Annotated in this window: 16 protein-coding genes and 1 other annotated feature; of the genes, 2 read left to right on the top strand and 14 right to left on the bottom strand. The window is 41.4% G+C overall.

Annotated features, from left to right (window positions below; all coding sequences use genetic code 11):
• Position 1: 1 nt before the first annotated feature.
• From rpsG to rpmG, 11 genes are all read right to left on the bottom strand, one after another.
• Positions 2–472: a 30S ribosomal protein S7 gene (gene rpsG / locus OCV88_RS07115; RefSeq protein WP_262590900.1), complete on the bottom strand. Its 471-nt coding sequence runs from the start codon at positions 470–472 to the stop codon at positions 2–4.
• A 178-nt stretch (positions 473–650) separates the two neighbouring features.
• The gene (rpsL, locus tag OCV88_RS07110; RefSeq protein WP_158424843.1) at positions 651–1,070 is read right to left on the bottom strand and encodes a 30S ribosomal protein S12; all 420 of its coding nucleotides are present in this window, start codon (positions 1,068–1,070) and stop codon (positions 651–653) included.
• 370 nt (positions 1,071–1,440) lie between these two features.
• The gene (gene rpoC, locus OCV88_RS07105; RefSeq protein ID WP_158424842.1) at positions 1,441–5,103 is read right to left on the bottom strand and encodes a DNA-directed RNA polymerase subunit beta'; all 3,663 of its coding nucleotides are present in this window, start codon (positions 5,101–5,103) and stop codon (positions 1,441–1,443) included.
• An 18-nt stretch (positions 5,104–5,121) separates the two neighbouring features.
• The gene (gene rpoB, locus OCV88_RS07100) at positions 5,122–8,973 is read right to left on the bottom strand and encodes a DNA-directed RNA polymerase subunit beta (RefSeq protein WP_158424841.1); all 3,852 of its coding nucleotides are present in this window, start codon (positions 8,971–8,973) and stop codon (positions 5,122–5,124) included.
• 545 nt (positions 8,974–9,518) lie between these two features.
• Positions 9,519–9,893 carry a 50S ribosomal protein L7/L12 gene (gene rplL, locus OCV88_RS07095; protein WP_158424840.1) on the bottom strand — a complete coding sequence of 125 codons (375 nt, stop codon included), beginning with the start codon at positions 9,891–9,893 and terminating at the stop codon, positions 9,519–9,521.
• A 58-nt stretch (positions 9,894–9,951) separates the two neighbouring features.
• The gene (gene rplJ / locus OCV88_RS07090) at positions 9,952–10,455 is read right to left on the bottom strand and encodes a 50S ribosomal protein L10 (protein WP_158424839.1); all 504 of its coding nucleotides are present in this window, start codon (positions 10,453–10,455) and stop codon (positions 9,952–9,954) included.
• Positions 10,456–10,515: 60 nt separating this feature from the next.
• Positions 10,516–10,671: a sequence feature (ribosomal protein L10 leader region), on the bottom strand.
• A gap of 69 nt (positions 10,672–10,740) precedes the next feature.
• Entirely contained in the window at positions 10,741–11,433 is a 693-nt protein-coding gene (gene rplA, locus OCV88_RS07085) for a 50S ribosomal protein L1 (RefSeq protein WP_158424838.1), read from the bottom strand.
• An 88-nt stretch (positions 11,434–11,521) separates the two neighbouring features.
• Complete coding sequence (rplK, locus tag OCV88_RS07080) at positions 11,522–11,947, bottom strand: 50S ribosomal protein L11 (protein WP_158424837.1); 426 nt, start codon at positions 11,945–11,947, stop codon at positions 11,522–11,524.
• 15 nt (positions 11,948–11,962) lie between these two features.
• Positions 11,963–12,478 carry a transcription termination/antitermination protein NusG gene (gene nusG, locus OCV88_RS07075; RefSeq protein WP_158424836.1) on the bottom strand — a complete coding sequence of 172 codons (516 nt, stop codon included), beginning with the start codon at positions 12,476–12,478 and terminating at the stop codon, positions 11,963–11,965.
• Between the two features lie 19 nt (positions 12,479–12,497).
• Complete coding sequence (gene secE, locus OCV88_RS07070) at positions 12,498–12,704, bottom strand: preprotein translocase subunit SecE (protein WP_158424835.1); 207 nt, start codon at positions 12,702–12,704, stop codon at positions 12,498–12,500.
• 27 nt (positions 12,705–12,731) lie between these two features.
• Positions 12,732–12,881: a 50S ribosomal protein L33 gene (rpmG, locus tag OCV88_RS07065; protein WP_158424834.1), complete on the bottom strand. Its 150-nt coding sequence runs from the start codon at positions 12,879–12,881 to the stop codon at positions 12,732–12,734.
• 296 nt (positions 12,882–13,177) lie between these two features.
• On the opposite strand from rpmG, the gene OCV88_RS07060 reads away from it, so the two are divergent.
• Positions 13,178–13,741: a sugar O-acetyltransferase gene (locus tag OCV88_RS07060; protein ID WP_158424833.1), complete on the top strand. Its 564-nt coding sequence runs from the start codon at positions 13,178–13,180 to the stop codon at positions 13,739–13,741.
• Positions 13,742–13,881: 140 nt separating this feature from the next.
• On the opposite strand, the gene OCV88_RS07055 is transcribed toward OCV88_RS07060, so the two are convergent.
• Positions 13,882–14,541 carry a transaldolase family protein gene (locus tag OCV88_RS07055; RefSeq protein ID WP_158424832.1) on the bottom strand — a complete coding sequence of 220 codons (660 nt, stop codon included), beginning with the start codon at positions 14,539–14,541 and terminating at the stop codon, positions 13,882–13,884.
• A gap of 157 nt (positions 14,542–14,698) precedes the next feature.
• Positions 14,699–16,216, bottom strand: a complete 1,518-nt coding sequence (locus tag OCV88_RS07050; protein WP_158424831.1) for a glycosyltransferase family 2 protein — start codon at positions 16,214–16,216, stop codon at positions 14,699–14,701.
• Between the two features lie 278 nt (positions 16,217–16,494).
• Between OCV88_RS07050 and OCV88_RS07045 the strand changes: the two genes are divergently transcribed.
• Positions 16,495–17,997, top strand: a complete 1,503-nt coding sequence (locus tag OCV88_RS07045; RefSeq protein WP_158424830.1) for a phosphate--AMP phosphotransferase — start codon at positions 16,495–16,497, stop codon at positions 17,995–17,997.
• Between the two features lie 185 nt (positions 17,998–18,182).
• Here the strand turns inward: OCV88_RS07045 and hcp are convergent, their stop codons facing one another.
• On the bottom strand, positions 18,183–19,856 hold the full coding sequence (gene hcp / locus OCV88_RS07040; protein WP_158424829.1) for a hydroxylamine reductase: 1,674 nt from the start codon (positions 19,854–19,856) through the stop codon (positions 18,183–18,185).
• Between the last annotated feature and the right edge of the window lie 176 nt (positions 19,857–20,032).

Here is a 20,032-nt window from a genome sequence, read left to right as displayed (position 1 = left end):
ATTAGAATCTGTAATGAGCGAAAGCTTTGTTTGCTTCTGCCATTTTGTGCATATCTTCTTTACGCTTTACAGATGCGCCTGTGTTATTTGCTGCATCCATAATTTCATTTGCCAATCTTTCTTCCATTGTTTTTTCTCCTCTTTTTCTGGAGAACATTGTTAACCAACGGAGTCCTAAAGCCTGACGTCTGTCCGGTCTTACTTCGATTGGAACCTGGTATGTTGCACCACCGATACGTCTTGCCTTTACCTCAAGTACTGGCATTACGTTGTTCATTGCTTCTTCGAATACTTCGATAGCTGGTTTGTCAGTTTTCGCTGCAACACGTTCAAAAGCTCCGTATACAATTTTCTGAGCAATACCTTTCTTACCGTCTAACATAATGTTATTGATAAGCTTTGTTACCACTTTATTGTTGTATAACGGATCTGCTAATACATCTCTTTTCTGATTATGTCCTTTACGTGGCACGTTACTTCCCTCCTTAATCATCCTATTTTTATTTTTCGATTAATTCAACGGTACTCACATGTGTCTCTCTAATGTGTTCGTGCAGGAACATCGATTTATCTCAACAAGTGAATCAATGAATTCCAACACTAACCATACATAGCTCTGTTTGTGATACTATTGGTTTTAAAAACAGATATTATTTACCTGCTTTCGGTCTCTTAGCGCCGTATTTGGAACGAGCCTGACGTCTATTAGCAACGCCTGCTGTATCCAGTGTACCTCTGATGATGTGGTATCTTGTACCTGGTAAATCTTTTACCCTGCCGCCACGGATCAGAACAACACTATGCTCCTGTAAGTTATGGCCTTCACCTGGAATGTAGCTTGTTACTTCGATTCCGTTTGAAAGACGAACTCTGGCAATTTTTCTAAGAGCTGAGTTAGGTTTTTTAGGAGTTGCAGTTTTTACTGCTGTGCAGACACCACGTTTCTGTGGAGCAGACTGATCAGTAGGTCTTTTCTGTAAAGAGTTATAACCTTTCTGAAGAGCTGGTGCTGTAGATTTTTTTACAGCTGTCTGACGTCCTTTTCTTACTAACTGATTAAATGTTGGCATTCTTTTCACCTCCTGCTTTATTTGTAAAAAATGTGCATTCTCATGCACACTAATCCAGTATATTCGAGTGTATCCCGGATGTCAAGCATGTTTTTCTAGATTTTTTCCAGGTTTTACAGAATTTATACAATGAGTGTATTACTTCTATAATAAATACTATAAATTCTAAAGAGACCCCTTTCCGAAATTTTCTTCTTCCACAACCGCTCTTACTAATTAAGCTTATCTCCCCTTAATATCATATTGCACAAATTGTATTCCAGATTTATGGGCAATCCGGCTGCTGTTCTATATAAAAAGTGAAATACCCTGACAGTGTATCGGCATCTGTTTAAGATACGTAACTGTCAGGGTATTTTATCTCACATCACTAATTATTTTCCAGTATAATTTCGTCTAACATTCCGCTTTCCTGCATTTCCGGAATCTCACTGAAATCCTCAAATTCTTCTTCAAACATAATATCATCTGTTTCACTGATATCTGAATCCAGTGTGATAGACCGATATCTCTTAAGCCCTGTTCCGGCCGGAATCAATTTACCGATAATTACATTTTCTTTTAATCCAATCAGAGGATCAACTTTGCCTTTAATTGCTGCATCTGTCAGTACTTTTGTTGTTTCCTGGAAGGAAGCGGCAGACATAAAGGAGTTGGTTGCCAGTGATGCTTTTGTAATACCAAGCAGAACCTGTTTTCCTTCAGAAGGCTCTTTTCCTTCTTCTAGAAGTTTCTCGTTTGCGTCTTCATAATCAAGAACATCCACCAATGTTCCCGGAAGGAATTCAGAATCACCGTTATTTTCAATGCGGATTTTCTTAAGCATCTGACGTACGATTACTTCAACGTGCTTATCATTGATTTCTACACCCTGAAGACGGTATACACGCTGTACCTCCTGAATCATATAATCCTGTACAGCACGAATGCCTTTAATCTTCAGAATATCATGAGGATTTACGCTACCTTCTGTCAGCTCATCGCCTGCTTCCAGAACAGCTCCATCCACAATTTTGATTCTGGAGCCATACGGGATCAGATATGCCTTTGTTTCCCCGGTTTCCTGATTTGTAACAATGATTTCGCGTTTCTTCTTGGTATCCTTAATAGCTGCCACGCCTGCAAACTCAGTAATAATCGCAAGACCTTTCGGTTTTCTTGCCTCAAATAACTCTTCCACACGGGGAAGACCCTGTGTAATATCGTCGCCGGCAACACCACCGGTATGGAATGTACGCATGGTCAGCTGTGTACCAGGCTCACCGATAGACTGAGCGGCAATAATACCAACTGCCTCTCCAACCTGTACGGCCTGGCCCGTAGCCATATTGGCTCCATAACATTTTGCACAGATACCAATGTGTGAACGGCAGGTAAGAATCGTACGGATTTTCACTTTATCCAGCGGTTCTCCGTTTTCATCTACACCTTTACTCATAACAAGGGCCGCACGTTTTGGTGTAATCATATGGTTTGCTTTTACTAATATATTGCCTTCAGCATCACAGATATCTTCACATGCCACACGGCCTGTAATTCTTTCCTGAAGACTTTCAATCTCTTCTTTTCCATCCATGAATGCTTTCACATACATACCAGGAATCTCTCTGTCTGTACCTTCACAGCAATCTGTTTCACGAATTACAAGTTCCTGTGAAACGTCTACCAGACGTCTTGTCAGATAACCGGAATCGGCTGTACGAAGAGCTGTATCAGACAGACCTTTACGTGCACCATGAGCAGACATAAAGTATTCCAAAACGTCAAGACCCTCACGGAAGTTTGACTTAATTGGCAGCTCAATGGTTCTACCTGTTGTATCAGCCATCAGACCACGCATACCGGCCAGCTGTTTGATCTGTTTGTCAGAACCACGGGCTCCGGAATCAGCCATCATAAAGATATTATTGTATTTGTCCAGTCCTGAAAGCAGCTCATGTGTCAGCTCATCATCGGTTTCTTTCCAGGTCTCAATAACTTCTTTATAACGCTCTTCTTCTGTAATCAGGCCTCGTTTGTAATTCTTTGTAATCAGATCCACAGTATCCTGTGCAGATTTAATCAGTTCCGGCTTTTTCTCCGGCACAGTCATATCAGAAATAGATACTGTCATAGCTGCTCTGGTTGAATATTTATAACCCATTGCCTTAATATCATCCAGTACTTCGGCAGTCTTTGTTGCACCATGAATATTGATAACTTTTTCAAGAATCTGTTTTAAGCCTTTTTTGCCCACGTGGAAATCAACTTCCAAAACTAGTTCATTTCCGGGAACTGTTCTGTCTACAAATCCCAGATCCTGAGGCAGAATTTCATTAAAGATAAACCTGCCCAGTGTGGATTCTACAGTATCTGTCATTACAGTTCCATCCGGCATTGTCTTTGTAACACGCACATGGATTCTGGAGTGCAGAGTCAGCGCTTTGTTTTCATAAGCCAGGATTGCTTCATTTACATTCTTAAAGTAATTGCCTTCTCCTACAGAGCCTGGTCTTTCCTGTGTCAGATAGTAGATACCAAGTACCATATCCTGAGAAGGAACAGCTACCGGACCACCGTCTGAAGGTTTTAACAAGTTGTTTGGTGAAAGCAGCATAAACCGGCATTCTGCCTGTGCTTCCACTGATAACGGAAGATGGACAGCCATCTGATCACCGTCGAAATCGGCATTATAAGCAGTACATACTAACGGATGCAGCTTGATCGCTTTACCTTCTACCAGAATCGGTTCAAATGCCTGAATACCCAGTCTGTGCAGTGTGGGGGCGCGGTTTAACATAACCGGATGCTCTTTAATTACGCCTTCCAGCACATCCCATACTTCCGGCTGAAGTCTTTCTACCATTTTTTTCGCACTTTTAATATTGTGTGCGGTTCCATTTGCCACCAGTTCTTTCATAACAAATGGTTTAAATAATTCTATGGCCATCTCTTTTGGGAGACCGCACTGATAAATCTTTAATTCCGGACCTACCACGATAACGGAACGTCCTGAATAATCAACTCGTTTTCCAAGCAGGTTCTGACGGAAACGTCCTGACTTACCTTTCAGCATATCAGAAAGGGATTTTAATGCACGATTTCCAGGACCTGTAACAGGTCTTCCCCGGCGTCCATTATCAATGAGCGCATCTACTGCTTCCTGGAGCATACGCTTCTCATTACGAACAATAATATCCGGCGCCCCCAGTTCCAGAAGTCTTCTCAAACGATTATTTCTGTTAATAATTCTCCGGTACAGGTCATTGAGATCTGAGGTTGCAAAACGTCCGCCGTCCAGCTGAACCATAGGACGAAGATCCGGAGGAATAACCGGAATTACAGTCATAATCATCCATTCCGGTTTATTCTGTGATTCCCGGAATGCTTCTACAACTTCCAGACGTTTAATAATTCTTGCACGTTTCTGTCCTGTTGCTCCTTTTAAGCCTGCTTTTAATTCTGCCGCATCTTTTTCCAGATCAATGGCCCGCAGCAGCTCCATGATTGCTTCGGCTCCCATTCCCACACGGAAATCGCTGCCGAATTTTTCTCTTGCTTCCTGATACTCAGCTTCTGACAACACCTGTTTATACTGTAAATCAGAGTTTCCTTTATCCAATACGATATAAGAAGCAAAATACAGAACTTTTTCCAGGGTACGGGGAGACAGATCAAGAATTAAGCCCATACGGCTTGGGATCCCCTTAAAGTACCAGATATGGGATACAGGAGCTGCCAGCTCAATATGTCCCATACGTTCTCTACGTACGTTTGATTTTGTAATTTCAACACCGCATCGATCGCAGACTACGCCTTTATAACGGATTTTTTTATACTTTCCACAATGGCATTCCCAGTCTTTGCTGGGCCCGAAAATACGCTCGCAGAATAATCCGTCTTTTTCTGGTTTCAAGGTTCTATAGTTAATGGTTTCCGGTTTTTTAACTTCGCCCCGGGACCAGTCTCTGATTTTTTCCGGTGAAGCCAGACCAATACGAATCGCGTCAAATGCAATCGGCTGGTAGCTTTCTTTATTCATTGTTTCTGGCATTTAGAACACTCCCTCCTTCTATTCTTCTTCGTCAAGAACTTCTTCCTGGAAATCTTCTGCAAGATCGCTCTCTTCTTCCTCATCTACACTGACAAGTTCTTCGTTTTCATTAAACTCCTGCTTACTAAAGCCCATAGCCCCGAAAGACTCATTCTCTTCATAATTAAAGCTGCGGTCTCCTGCTATAATTGCATTAATATCGGTATTGCCATATTCGCTTGTCTCCAGAAGTTTTACCTCTTCCCCTGCTTCGTCCTGTACAATCACATCCAGACCCAGAGACTGAAGCTCTTTTAAAAGTACTTTAAAGGATTCAGGGATTCCCGGTTCCGGAATATTGTCACCTTTAATAATCGCCTCATACGTTTTTACACGGCCTACAACGTCATCAGATTTTACTGTCAGGATTTCCTGAAGTGTATAGGATGCGCCATATGCTTCCAGAGCCCATACTTCCATTTCTCCGAAACGCTGTCCGCCGAACTGTGCTTTACCGCCCAGAGGCTGCTGTGTAACCAGAGAGTACGGACCTGTAGAACGTGCATGAATCTTATCATCTACCAGGTGGTGCAGTTTCAGATAGTGCATGTGGCCAATGGTTACCGGACTGTCAAAAAATTCACCGGTACGGCCGTCCCGCAGTCTTACCTTTCCATCTCTAGAAAGCGGAACACCTTTCCATAACTCTCTGTGATCTCTGTTTTCATATAAGTAATCCAGAACTTCCGGCAGAAGCTCTGCTCCATGTTTTGCTTTGAACTCATCCCAGCTAAGGTTTACATAATCATTAGCCAGATCCAGAGTATCCATAATATCTATTTCATTAGCGCCATCAAATACCGGTGTAGCAATATTGAATCCCAGCGCTTTTGCTGCCAGACTTAAGTGAATTTCAAGCACCTGACCGATATTCATACGGGAAGGTACACCCAAAGGATTCAGTACAATATCCAGAGGACGTCCGTTTGGAAGGAACGGCATATCTTCTACCGGAAGTACACGGGAAACGACACCCTTGTTACCGTGACGTCCGGCCATTTTATCACCAACAGAGATTTTTCTCTTCTGGGCAATATAAATGCGGACAGCCTGATTTACTCCCGGTGATAACTCATCGCCATTTTCTCTTGTAAATACTTTTGCATCTACAACAATACCATATTCACCGTGAGGTACTTTTAAGGAAGTATCCCTTACCTCTCTTGCCTTTTCTCCAAAGATTGCCCGCAGCAGTCTCTCCTCAGCCGTCAGTTCTGTTTCTCCTTTGGGAGTAACTTTACCTACCAGAATATCACCGGCACGAACCTCGGCTCCGATACGGATAATACCTCTCTCGTCCAGATCTTTTAATGCATCATCACCGACACCCGGAACATCTCTTGTAATTTCTTCGGGCCCCAGCTTTGTATCACGGGCTTCTGCTTCATATTCCTCAATATGCACAGAAGTATAAACGTCATCCTGAACAAGTCTCTCACTTAACAATACAGCATCTTCATAGTTATAGCCTTCCCATGTCATAAATCCGATGAGAGGATTTTTACCAAGAGCCAGTTCGCCATTGGATGTAGACGGACCATCTGCGATGACCTGACCGGCCTCCACATGCTCGCCCTTGAATACAATCGGTCTTTGATTGTAGCAGTTAGACTGATTGCTTCTGGAGAATTTAGTCAGCTTAATAACTTCTCTTGTTCCATCATCGTCATATTTAATTGTAATCTCGTTTGAAATAGAACGTTCAATGGTTCCTGCCCGCTTTGCCACAACGCAGACACCAGAGTCAACAGCTGTTTTCGGTTCCATACCGGTTCCAACTACAGGAGCTTCTGTTGTTAAAAGCGGAACCGCCTGACGCTGCATGTTGGCGCCCATCAGCGCACGGTTAGCATCATCATTTTCCAGGAACGGAATCAGGGCAGTAGCCACAGAAAATACCATTTTCGGAGATACATCCATATAGTCAAACAATGTTCTGTCGTATTCCTGAGTCTCTTCTCTGTAACGGCCTGAAACGGACTTACGTACAAAATATCCATCCTCATCCAACTTTTCATTGGCCTGTGCCACATGGAAATTGTCCTCTTCATCCGCAGTCATATACACTACTTCGTCTGTAACACGCGGATTCTTTGGATCTGACTTGTCAATCACGCGATATGGCGCTTCCACAAATCCATATTCGTTAATTCTTGCATAAGAAGCCAGTGAATTGATCAGACCGATGTTCGGACCTTCCGGAGTTTCTACCGGACACATTCTTCCATAATGTGAATAATGGATATCACGCACCTCGAATCCCGCACGGTCTCTAGAAAGACCTCCCGGTCCCAGTGCAGACAGACGTCTCTTATGTGTCAGTTCGCCCAGAGGGTTATTCTGATCCATAAACTGAGACAGCTGGGAAGAACCAAAAAATTCCTTCACTGCGGCTGTAACAGGTTTAATATTGATGAGATTCTGCGCTGTAATATTTTCCAGATCCTGTGTTGTCATTCTCTCACGAACGACTCTCTCCAGTCTGGATAAACCAATACGATACTGATTCTGAAGCAGCTCACCAACAGCACGGATACGTCTGTTGCCCAGATGATCAATATCGTCATCATTGCCCAGACCATATTCCAGATGCATATTATAATTGATAGATGCCAGAATATCTTCCTTTGTAATATGTTTTGGAATCAAATCTGCAATATTTTTGCGCACTGCTTCTTTGATATCTTCTAAATTATCATTTTCATTTAAAATCTGCTCAAGCACCGGATAATAAACCAATTCTGTAACGCCCAGTTCTTTTGGATCTGCGTCCACATAATCGGCAATATTTACCATCATGCTGGAGAGCACTTTTACATTTCTTTCCTCTGCCTGAATCCACACAAAAGGAACAGCTGCATTCTGGATACGGTCAGCAAGGTTTCTGTCTACTTTTGCTCCTGCTTCTGCCAGAATTTCACCTGTTGTCGGATCAACCACATCTTCAGCCAGAACCTGTCCACTGATACGGTTTTTCAGCAGTAATTTTTTGTTAAATTTATATCTTCCGACTTTCGCCAGATCATAACGTCTCGGGTCAAAGAACATAGCCATAATCAGGCTTTCTGCGCTCTCTACAGAGAGAGGCTCACCCGGACGGATTTTCTTGTAGAGTTCCAGCAGACCTTCCTGATAATTTGTCGCAACATCTTTCCCAAAACTTGCAATAATTTTAGGTTCTTCACCAAATAAATCTATAATTTCCTGATTTGTACCAATACCAAGAGCACGGATTAAAACAGTAATTGGTACCTTTCTTGTACGGTCAACACGTACATAAAAAACGTCATTGGAATCTGTCTCATATTCCAGCCATGCTCCACGGTTTGGAATAACGGTACAGGAATATAATTCTTTACCTACTTTATCGTGTGCAATTCCATAGTAAATGCCAGGAGAACGCACCAGCTGGCTGACAATTACACGCTCAGCTCCGTTAATTACGAATGTTCCGGTTTCTGTCATCAGTGGTAAATCACCCATGAAAATTTCATGTTCGTTAATTTCATCCGCTTCTTTGTTGTAGAGTCTGACTCTGACTTTTAAAGGAGCTGCATATGTCGCATCTCTTTCTTTACATTCTGGAATTGTGTACTTAACATCATCTTCACATAATGTGAAATCAGTAAATTCCAGACTTAAGTGACCGCTGTAGTCAGCAATCGGGGAGATATCATCAAACACCTCACGAAGCCCTTCTTCAAGAAACCATTTGTAGGAATCTTTCTGAACTTCAATCAGGTTTGGCATTTCCAATACCTCTTTCTGTCTCGAATAACTCATACGTAAGCTTTTTCCAGTTTTTACCGGACGTATCCTGTTTTTCTCCATTGACGCTTCACCTCTCGTTTTTATTTGAATTTTAACAATTAAGCAATATAGGGTGTGATAATAACATAGGGCAACAACATCTTGTGCTATCATCCCGTGCAGAACACACATAAACCGAGCCCTTTCACTCCCTGAGCAAAATCGTAACTGCCTACTTAAAAAAGGGCGCAAGAAAGCCCATGACACCACAATAGTGCATTTACCATAATACCATACCCAAATATCAAAGTCAAGGAATTTTTTCCAATTCTTACCGATATGTGCTCACACTCGAAAATCCTGCCCGGATTTCCTCGTGCACGGGCTTCGCTTTTTCTCCTTTATTAACATTGGGCCTGGATAACCTCAAAAACACTTCGTATTTTCTCGGTTACTGGCTTTCGCCAGTTTCACTGAGACGTGCTCACACTCGAAAATCCTGCTCGGATTTCCTCGTGCACGGGCTTCGCCCTATATCGAAATAAAGAAACACCCCCGAGATTAGAAAGAACTTTCCATCTCGGGGGTGTTTCTTTATTTCGCTGCACGTCTCATTTAATACGTGACTATTTTAAGGTTACTTTTGCGCCTTCTGCTTCTAATTTAGCTTTGATATCATCAGCTTCTGCTTTTTCTGCTGCTTCTTTTACTACTTTAGGAGCTCCGTCTACTACTTCTTTAGCTTCTTTTAATCCTAAGCCTGTTACTTCACGAACAACTTTGATAACTTTAACTTTGTTTGGACCTACTTCTGTAAGTTCTACATCAAACTCAGTTTTTTCTTCAGCTGCTGCTGCGTCTCCGCCTGCTGCTGCTACTACAACACCTGCTGCTGCAGATACACCAAATTCTTCTTCACATGCTTTTACTAAATCGTTTAATTCTAATACTGTTAACTCTTTGATAGCTTCAATAAATTCTTCAGTTGTTAATTTTGCCATTATAATTTACCTCCAATTTAAGATTATTTTTGTATTATTTTTATTTACGCCGCGAATCTTATGCTTCTGCAGGAGCTTCGCCGCCCTGCTCTGCGATCTGATTGATAACGCGAGCAAAGTTTGTAATAGGAGACTGAATGCTTCCAAGGAATTTGGAAAGCAGTTCTTCTCTGGATGGAATTGCAGAAATAGATTTCATTCCTTCTGCATCATAGAAATCTCCTTCCACAACACCAGCTTTGATTTCAAGTGCTGCTGCTGTTTTAGCAAATTTCGCCAGGATTCTTGCAGGAGCTGTTGCATCTGTTTTAGAAATAGCGATTGCGCTTGGTCCTTCAAGTACCGGAGCAAGGCTTTCGCAGTCAGTTCCTTTGAATGCAAGGTTCATTAAAGTATTTTTATATACTTTATAAGTAATTCCAGCTTCTCTTAACTCTTTACGTAACTGTGTATCTTCAGCAACTGTCAGTCCACGGTAGTCTACAACTACTACTGACTGAGCGCCTTCAATGTGTTCAGCAATTTCCTGTACGATAGGTTGTTTCAGTTCTACTTTTGCCACGAATCGTGCACCTCCTTTTAATATTTTTTCCTCAGACAAAAGGGGTATCTTCGATTTATGTTATATCGAAAAAAACCTCTCTGTTGGAAGACAGAGAGGTTTATAGTCTTTACACATATGCAGCACATACACTGCATGTTTGTAAATTCCCTGGGCAGGTACATACTGTTTATGCCTTTTGGCACCTGCTGTCTTCGGCAATTGCTTTGCTATTATAGCATTGTATTATATTGATGTCAATATCAATTCCGTCCCAATTCTCTGACACGGTTTACCAGCTAAAAATTAAACCAGCTTTGCTACGTTTAATTTTACACCAGGTCCCATTGTAGAAGCTAATGTTACGCTTCTTAAATACTGACCTTTCAAAGAACTTGGTCTTGCTTTGATAATGGCATCCATAAGGGTCTGGAAGTTGTCCGCTAATTGTTCTTCTGTGAAGGAAGCTTTTCCAATTGGCACATGGATAATGTTTGTTTTGTCCAGTCTGTACTCAATTTTACCAGCTTTGATATCATTGATAGCTTTTGTAACATCCATTGTTACTGTACCAGCTTTTGGGTTTGGCATTAAACCTTTTGGTCCAAGTACACGTCCCAAACGACCAACAACACCCATCATATCTGGTGTAGCAACTACAACATCAAAATCTAACCAGCCTTCATTCTGGATTTTTGGCAGTAACTCTTCACCGCCTACATAATCAGCGCCTGCAGCCTGAGCTTCGTCAAGTTTTACACCTTTTGCGAAAACTAAAACTTTTACAGTTTTTCCTGTTCCGTGAGGAAGTACAACCGCACCACGGATCTGCTGCTCTGCATGACGTCCGTCACATCCTGTTCTTATGTGAGCTTCAATGGTCTCGTCAAATTTTGCTGTAGCATTGGATTTTACAATGCCGATAGCATCAGCTGTATCATACTGAACTGTTCTGTCGATCTTTTTAGCAGCTTCGACGTATTTTTTTCCTCTTTTCATTAATTAATACCTCCTGTGGTAATATCGGGAGAGGTCCCTCCCACTACTACGTTACATATAATTCGGTAGATCTTTTATTCTGCGATAGTTACTCTTCTACTGTTACACCCATGCTTCTTGCAGTACCAGCGATCATGCTCATAGCTGCTTCAAGAGAAGCTGCATTTAAATCCGGCATTTTCAGCTCTGCAATTTCTTTTACTTTTTCTTTGGAAATTGTTGCCACCTTTGTTTTATTAGGTGTAGCTGAACCAGATTTGATATTGCATGCTTTTTTAATCAGTACTGGAGCTGGTGGTGTTTTTGTAACGAAGCTGAAGCTTCTGTCTGAATATACTGTAATAACTACAGGGATAATTAAGTCTCCCTGGTCAGCTGTTTTTGCATTGAACTGTTTTGTAAATTCTACAATGTTAACGCCGTGCTGTCCAAGTGCAGGTCCAACTGGAGGAGCTGGTGTAGCCTTTCCAGCAGGAATCTGCAATTTTATATATCCTTCTACTTTTTTTGCCATTTTAGATTGCCTCCTTTATAGTTTTTTCACTTCTGCGAAACCTATTTCAACCGGGGTTTCGCGCCCGAACAGATCTACATTAATTGTAAGAATCTGTTTGCTGTGGTTCATGGTCTGGATTACTCCAACGGTGTCCTTCCAAACACCGGCAATCACAAGAACACTGTCACCTTCTGTGAAGTCAACCACAACTTCTTCTGTTTTGATTCCCAATGGTCTCATTTCAGCTTCAGTGAGCGGTACCGGCTTGGATCCCGGACCTACAAATCCGGTAACTCCTCTGGTATTTCTGACTACGTACCAGGTATCATCATTCATAATCATGTTGATCAGTACATAACCCGGAAACATTTTTTTCTGAACCTGCTTTTTAGCACCATTCTTCAATTCAACCACATCCTGCATAGGAACTCTTACCTCAAGAATTTCGTTTTCAAGATGTCTGTTTTCAATTGTCTTTTCAATGTTCGCCTTAACCTTATTCTCGTAACCCGAGTAGGTATGAACTACATACCAGTTTGCCTCTGCCATACAATCACCTCCACTTTCCTTATAAGTTAATCAGGAAATCCACACCGTGCTGAATACCGAAATCCAGAACGGCAATTATAATACCCAGGATAATGCAGACAATAATAACCGCTATAGTCTGTTTGCCAAGTGATTTTTTATCCGGCCAAACTACTTTACCAAATTCAGCCTTCAGACCGCCAAACCAGCTTGTCTTTGGAGTTTTTTCTTGATTTTTTTCTCCCATTTTCTCACTTCCTTTGCGTATTCCGGATTATTTGGTTTCTTTGTGTAATGTATGTTTTCTGCAAAACTTACAATACTTGTTAACTTCCATTCTGTCCGGATGAGCTTTCTTATCCTTGGTCAGGTTGTAATTACGCTGTTTGCACTCTGTACAAGCTAATGTGATTTTAACGCGCACAACTTCCACCTCCGTTTAATTCTTTGTTTTTAGGCATAAAAAAAAGACCTACTTCCATCGCTAGTCTAATATAGCACACCAGTCAAGGTGCGTCAACACTTTTTTATTGCCATACGTCTAAGCATATATCATTTTCACAGTTTAAAAATATTCACTATACTATCACTATATAATGGTAGAAATCAAGTTTTTTTTAGTATATACTTTCTTAATGAATAAAATTGTGATTCTGCAGGGGACATATGTGCCCTGAAATACCACTTATAGACTTATTATTAAGAAAGGGCTAAGATATTATGACACAAAAAACGGAACTGGAAAAACAAAGGGCCGGAGAAGAATTTTTTAACGGTGATCCTGAGCTTGGTGCCGTAAAGAGCCGTGCCAGAGCATTATGTGACCGCTATAATCAGACTACTGAGGAAGAAAAGGGGCTAAGACTAAAGCTTTTAAAGGATATTTTTGGCAGCTGCAGTGATGACATCTTTATTAAACCTCCCTTTCACTGTGACTATGGATACAATATTCATGCAGGCAAAAACTTCTTTGCTAATTTTGATGTAGTAATACTAGATGCTGCAAAAGTAACTATTGGAGATAATTGTCTAATTGGACCTCAGACAGGACTGTATACCGCAGTTCATCCTATGGAATCCAAAAGGCGTGCCGCCAATTATATGCATGGAGAGCCAATCACCATTGGCGATAATGTATGGTTTGGAGGACACTGCACAGTTCTTCCCGGAGTAACCATTGGTAATAACGCCGTAATCGGCGCCGGTTCTGTGGTGACAAAGGATGTGCCTGACAATGCCGTCGTGGCCGGAAATCCCGCCCGCATTTTAAAATACACCACCTGATTTTGTCCAAAGCAGTTTCTTCTATATAAAAATAGCAAAAGTAAAAACAGATGCAAAAAATAATACAGCGGAACATGAATTCCAAACCAAAGTTCATGTTCCGCTGTTTTTATTTTCTGCCTTCTGTCACCCTTGCAAAATCATATTTCACAATTGTTTTCTGACCAGTCTTTATAAAAATTGGAGATATACATATCGGTCAGCGGCTTCGTATATGAAAACGTATCTGCAATCACATGATAAGGAACGGTAATTGCATCTGCACCAGCCAGAGCATAATCAATCATCTCCTGTGGCTTTTCAATAGATGCTGCCAAAACCTTTGTCTCATAACCGGATGCCTGAATTACTTCACACATTTCTGCCAGAGAATCAGTCCCACGAAATCCGATAATATCATTCTGTCCGGTATATGGAGCAACATAATCGGCCCCGGCCACCGCACACAAATATGCCTCTGCCGCTGTCAGCACAGCTGTTACACATACCCTGATTCCCTCTGCTGTCAGAATTTTTACGGCTGCCAATCCCCGCTGAGTACATGGAATCTTAACAACCATATGAGGTCCCGCCTCATGAATCTGGCGCGCCTCCTCAACCATCTCTTCTGTCCCTGCCGCTATTACCTGGGCAAAAATCTCAATATCGGGAAATTCTCCTGCAAGTTTTTTCAACGTCTCCGTCAATGACTTCCCCGCTTTGGAAGCAATTGTGGGATTTGTAGTAATTCCTTCCAAAATTCCCATCTCATCCATTTTTTTCAGCTCGTTTAAATCAGCTGTGTCCGCATAAAGTTTCATAAAATACCCCCTTGTATTTTATCAAATATTTATTGGTTACAACTTTATTATATAGCGCTTAATATTTATTGTCCACGACTTTCATATACAGATTTTATTTTTCATAAATTCTGTCTTTTTACAAAAATACCGCCAAAAATTCTCCACAGCAGTTGTATCAATTCTGTTTTACGGCATCCTGGCGGAGGTCCTCTATAGTAACCTTGGACTGGTGAGGAATTGTCTTCCAGCTGACCTTTTTAAATACCGCAATATACTTTGTATACCGTCCGATAATATCAAAGGTAGGCCATGTAAGACAAAACAATATTTTTTTCCTAAGCGGAATCCGAATCATTCGTTTATGCTCAATAATAAACAGGTAAACTGCAGTCAGAATATTTTCCAGATAATCTGCAATTCTGAAAAACAACCTCCTAAATAAGGTCAGCAAAAAGCCTGCCCAAAGAGCGCTCCAGCCCGAATCCACCTGCAGAATCGGATTTACAAATGTACGCACGATTTTCCCAAGCCAGGTACCTGTTGTGACAAGAGGCAGGCTGTCAATTCCCTGAATATAACAGGCACATCCGTAAATGAAGAAAGAAATTAACAGCCATCTTACGATATTTATTATTTCAAAGGGCGTCAGCTGCATTAATGTATCAAAGGATGCAAAACGATGCCTAATAGATTCAAGTATTGCCAGAAGTACTTCCTTCACCGTCCATTTTTCCGGTTTCCGCTTCGTTTCACGCTTCCACTTTGTCTTTACTAGAAGCTTTCCAAAAAAAATGTTTAAAAAAAGATAAGGTCCGGTCTCAACAAAAGCTTCCAGATGTCCTCTTGACCAGCGCAGTCTCTGCCTGAGGGCAATTTTTAACGAAACCGGCTGCTCATCATAAAATACCGCCGCATCATTATATGTAATCTGATACCCCTGGGCAACTGCATCGGCTGTCAGTGCACGGTCTTCTGTGAGCGAGGTATATTTCCATCCGTCCCGCACAATTTCGCTGGTAAACAAAAACCCTGTCCCCTGTATATTCGTGGCCAGTCTGAGAACCGATCTGGGCCGGTGATTATTACGAATGGAACGCAGCCAGTGGAGCGCATAAGTGGATGCAATCCAGTTTTCACTGAAATTCTTCGTATTTCTATAAGAAGTAATCAAATCACAGCCTGCGTCAAAGGAATCATTCATTCTGGAAATGTAATCCTCCTTCAGCAAATTGTCCGAATCAAAAATAAAATATCCCTCAAATGACATTCTTCCATAGTCTTCCTCAATCCGGTCTAAGAGAAACTGCAGGGCATACCCCTTTGTTTTGTGCTCTTCATCGAAACGTTCATAACAAACTGCCCCGCATTTACGAGCGATTTCTGCCGTCTTATCCGTACAGTTGTCCGCCACAACAAATATTGTTACCAAACTCATATCATAATCCTGCTTATGAATGCTGTCTAATAAATTGGCAATTACCGACTCCTCATTTCTGGCCGGTATCAAAATAGCATATTTATGGTTCCGCTTGGCAGGCTTAAACTTTCTTGTAACAAAAATCCCCATATATTTATAAAACTTTTTATAAAACAGCATGATTGTAAAAACCGTTCCAATCATAGCATAAATTGATTTATAGGTTGGATATGAGTTTCCAACAAAAGTAATAAACTGTTCAAACATTGAAATCATAATATTATTTTTCTTCCGTTCTATAAATTGATCTGTCCAAATAATCCAGACAGTTTTTGAAGCTACCAAAAAACAATATATCAAAATCTTCCCTAATTCAATATTTTGTTTCAACAATTAAGATTCTAATATCATTCTTAAGAAAATATTAAGAATTAATTCCTTTATCTTCCTGCACACTCTTAGTTCCTGGATGCTTCTGTTCATACAGTTGTATATGAATAGTAAAATATGGTGTATACTGTAATTATAGATTTATCTGATAAGGAGGTCATAAAATGCTGGAGCAAATTGATTTAACAAAAAAAATGTCCAAAAAGGAATTTAAAGCCCGTATGGAACAGCTGGAACCAGAACTTTCCCGGCTGCAGAGAACATGCAGGGAACAGAAACTGCCGGTTATAATTGTCTTTGAAGGTTTTGGTGCAGCCGGAAAGGGCTACCAGATCGGTAAACTAATTCACGCCCTTGACCCCCGGGGATTTACTGTCTATTCTGTCGGCAGCGAAACTAAAGAAGAGCGTATGCACCCGTTTTTATGGCGCTTTTGGACCAAAACCCCTGCCCGTGGACACATCGCAATTTTTGACCGCAGCTGGTACCGAAAGGTTCTAATTGACCGTTTTGAAAAAGTCACGCCTGACCCCGGTCTTTCTGAAGCCTACAAGCAGATCAATACATTTGAACGGCAGCTGACAGATGACAACACGGTAATCATCAAACTGTTTTTGTGCATTGATAAAAAGGAACAAAAGAAACGCTTTGACAAACTCCTGAGTTCAAAATCAAGCGCCTGGCGTGTTTCCCATGGGGACTTAAAAAGAAATGAAAAATTTGATGAATATAAAAACATGAATGACCAGATGCTAGAGCACACAGATACAGATTACGCCCCCTGGACACTGATAGAGTCTATGGACCGTGAATATGCCACCATTAAAATCTACACTGCCGTTATCTCTGCTATAAGGAGGGCACTTGCCGGACATTCGGAAACCATGCCTTCGGCAAAAACCACACAAAACAGACAGACAGTTAGTTTTCAGGATAATATTCTGCGCACTTCTAGTCTGAAGAAAGCAGATTTATCTCTTGACATCTCCAGGGATGAATACAGAAAAAAACTGGAACATCTCCAGAAAAAAATCGCCGCTCTTCACGGGGAATATTACCGCCGCAGAATACCGGTAGTAATCGGATTTGAAGGATGGGATGCCGGTGGAAAAGGGGGCGCTATTAAGCGGCTCACCGAAAAAATGGACCCAAGAGGTTATCAGGTATTCCCCACAGCATCGCCCAACGATATTGAAAAAGTCCATCATTATCTCTGGCGCTTCTGGGAGCATCTTCCAAAGGATGGGCACATTGCTATCTTTGACCGAACATGGTACGGCCGTGTTATGGTGGAACGTATTGAGGGGTTTTGTACCACAGCAGAATGGCAGAGAGCCTATCAGGAAATCAATGATATGGAACACCAGCTTTATCAGCACGGCGCCCTGGTCTTAAAATTCTGGATGCAGATTGATAAAGAGGAACAGGAACGCCGATTTAGGGAACGCATGGACAATCCGGATAAGCAGTGGAAAATAACAGATGAAGACTGGCGCAATCGTGAAAAATGGGACGAATATGAAAAGGCCGTGGATGAAATGCTTGTCCGCACCTCCACCACTTACGCCCCCTGGATCATTGTAGAAGGAAATTCAAAATATTATGCCCGAATCAAAGTACTTCAGACTGTAGCTGACGCTATGGAAAACCATTTAAAGAAGAAATAATTTTCCCCAAATATAATTTAATTAATAAAAAATTCTTATGTACAAAAAATGCTCCCTTCCGGCAGGCGGTTGAAATTATCAAAGTCCACCGCCGGAGATGAGCATTTTTTAGTCCTGAATAAAATAATTTTTACCTATTTATATAGGATTATATGGAAAATAATATTTTCCCCTTTTTCGCCTATTTAAATATTCTGCTGGAGACAGGATTTTAAATCGTCCTCTGCATTACTGATGGGTTTTAGATCAAATGTGTCTGATAAATACTGCAAAACATTAGGGCTTAAGAACGCAGGCAGGGCAGGCCCAAGATAAATCCCTTTAATCCCCAGAGATAAAAGGGCCAGAAGATCTGCGACGGCTTTCTGTTCATACCAGGATACAATCAAAGACAACGGCAGACTGTTTACATCCGTGTCAAAAGCATCCGCCAATGCAGTTGCGATCCGTATTGCAGAATAAACGTCATTACACTGCCCTACATCCAGCAGTCTTGGCAGTCCTGCTACTTCTCCAAAATCCAATTTGTTGAAACGATATTTTCCACATGCAAGTGTCAGTATCATACAGTCTTTTGGAACCATCTTGGCAAAATCCGTATAGTAATTACGCCCAGGTCTTGCTCCGTCACATCCGCCAATCAAAAAGAAATGTCTCAGCTGCCCGCTTTTTACTGCCTCTACTATTTTATCGGCATAGCTCAATGTGGCATGATGTCCAAAACCTACTAAAATTTCCTTTGGTTCCTGATCTTTAGGATACCCTCCAAGTTCAAGGGCCTGCTGAATGATTTCACTAAAATCCTTCTCTCCGTTTTCCTTTTTCCCAATGTGCTTTACACCTTCCCAGCCCACAACATTGGTGCTGTAGATCCTATCTTTGTAGCTGTCTCTAGGACGCATAAGACAATTTGTAGTCATCAGAATACACCCGGGCAGATTGTCAAATTGTTTCTGCTGATCCTGCCAGGCTCCTCCAAAGTTCCCAGCCAGATGAGGATACTTTTTCAGTCCGTCATATCCGTGGCACGGCAGCATTTCCCCATGTGTGTAAATATTAATTCCTTTTCCCTTGGTCTGCTCTAAAAGCATCTCAAGATCCTTTAAGTCATGTCCGGAAACAATAATAAAAGGTCCCTTTTTCATCTGAACATTTACTTTATGGGGCGATGGATTTCCATATATGGTCGTATTAGCTTCATCCAGTACTTTCATAACCTCTACTGCCATTTCACCGGTACGCATGGTCATCCGAATCAGTTCTTCCACTGACAGGCTGTCATCCGTTACGGCTTCCAGCGCCAGAATATAAAAATCATCTACCTGATCACTGTAATATCCAAGTTCTCTGGCCTGATGGCCATATGCGCTGATTCCTTTTAACCCATAGACAATTGTCTGTCTTAATGAGCGGATATCCGGATCTAAAGTTTTATCATACATAATCCCAGCCAAAGGTGCATCTTTTAACATTTCCGTCTTGCTTTCCGGCAGATTATAGGATACCTGTGCTGTATCATTCTTAATCTCACCTACAAGATTTCTCAGATTTTCTTTTATCTCCTGAGACTCCCTTAATAATGCCACATGTACGTCAGCATCAAAATTTACATTGGTGAGTGTAGTAAATAATACATTTTCAATAAAACTTACTACTGTTTTATCCATATGCTGTCCCTTTTCAATCAGCACCTTTCCATAACAGCTGATCCCTTTGATCTGAAAAATCAGCAAATCCTGAAGATTTGCTATTTCCGGCGTTTTTCCGCAGACTCCCATTTTCGTACAGCCTTTTCCATTGGCAGTCTGCTCACACTGGTAGCAGAACATCTCATAACCCAGATCCATATTATTGCCCATGTTGTCACCCTTCCTTTTTACAATATTTTCATACATAGTATTGACATACTGTCAGGAAGTATGCGCATGATGCCCTTCTATATATTGACGTTTAGAATCATCCCCCAAAAAATAAACAGCGGCCAGGCCTCTCACAAATTACATAAGTGTGAAACCTGACTGCTGTACATTTTATT

This window comes from Brotonthovivens ammoniilytica, from assembly GCF_025566885.1.
GTDB lineage: Bacteria > Bacillota > Clostridia > Lachnospirales > Lachnospiraceae > Brotonthovivens > Brotonthovivens ammoniilytica.
Note: the sequence above shows the minus strand (reverse complement) of the source record. Positions and strands in the feature narration are given on the sequence as shown.

Coding starts and splice junctions, on each gene's coding strand:
- rpsL (WP_158424843.1), bottom strand. CDS start 1,070: ATGCCAACATTTAATCAGTTAGTAAGAAAAGGACGTCAGACAGCTGTA.
- rpoC (WP_158424842.1), bottom strand. CDS start 5,103: ATGCCAGAAACAATGAATAAAGAAAGCTACCAGCCGATTGCATTTGAC.
- rpoB (WP_158424841.1), bottom strand. CDS start 8,973: ATGGAGAAAAACAGGATACGTCCGGTAAAAACTGGAAAAAGCTTACGT.
- rplL (WP_158424840.1), bottom strand. CDS start 9,893: ATGGCAAAATTAACAACTGAAGAATTTATTGAAGCTATCAAAGAGTTA.
- rplA (WP_158424838.1), bottom strand. CDS start 11,433: ATGAAAAGAGGAAAAAAATACGTCGAAGCTGCTAAAAAGATCGACAGA.
- rplK (WP_158424837.1), bottom strand. CDS start 11,947: ATGGCAAAAAAAGTAGAAGGATATATAAAATTGCAGATTCCTGCTGGA.
- nusG (WP_158424836.1), bottom strand. CDS start 12,478: ATGGCAGAGGCAAACTGGTATGTAGTTCATACCTACTCGGGTTACGAG.
- secE (WP_158424835.1), bottom strand. CDS start 12,704: ATGGGAGAAAAAAATCAAGAAAAAACTCCAAAGACAAGCTGGTTTGGC.
- OCV88_RS07060 (WP_158424833.1), top strand. CDS start 13,178: ATGACACAAAAAACGGAACTGGAAAAACAAAGGGCCGGAGAAGAATTT.
- OCV88_RS07055 (WP_158424832.1), bottom strand. CDS start 14,541: ATGAAACTTTATGCGGACACAGCTGATTTAAACGAGCTGAAAAAAATG.
- OCV88_RS07050 (WP_158424831.1), bottom strand. CDS start 16,216: ATGATTTCAATGTTTGAACAGTTTATTACTTTTGTTGGAAACTCATAT.
- OCV88_RS07045 (WP_158424830.1), top strand. CDS start 16,495: ATGCTGGAGCAAATTGATTTAACAAAAAAAATGTCCAAAAAGGAATTT.
- hcp (WP_158424829.1), bottom strand. CDS start 19,856: ATGGGCAATAATATGGATCTGGGTTATGAGATGTTCTGCTACCAGTGT.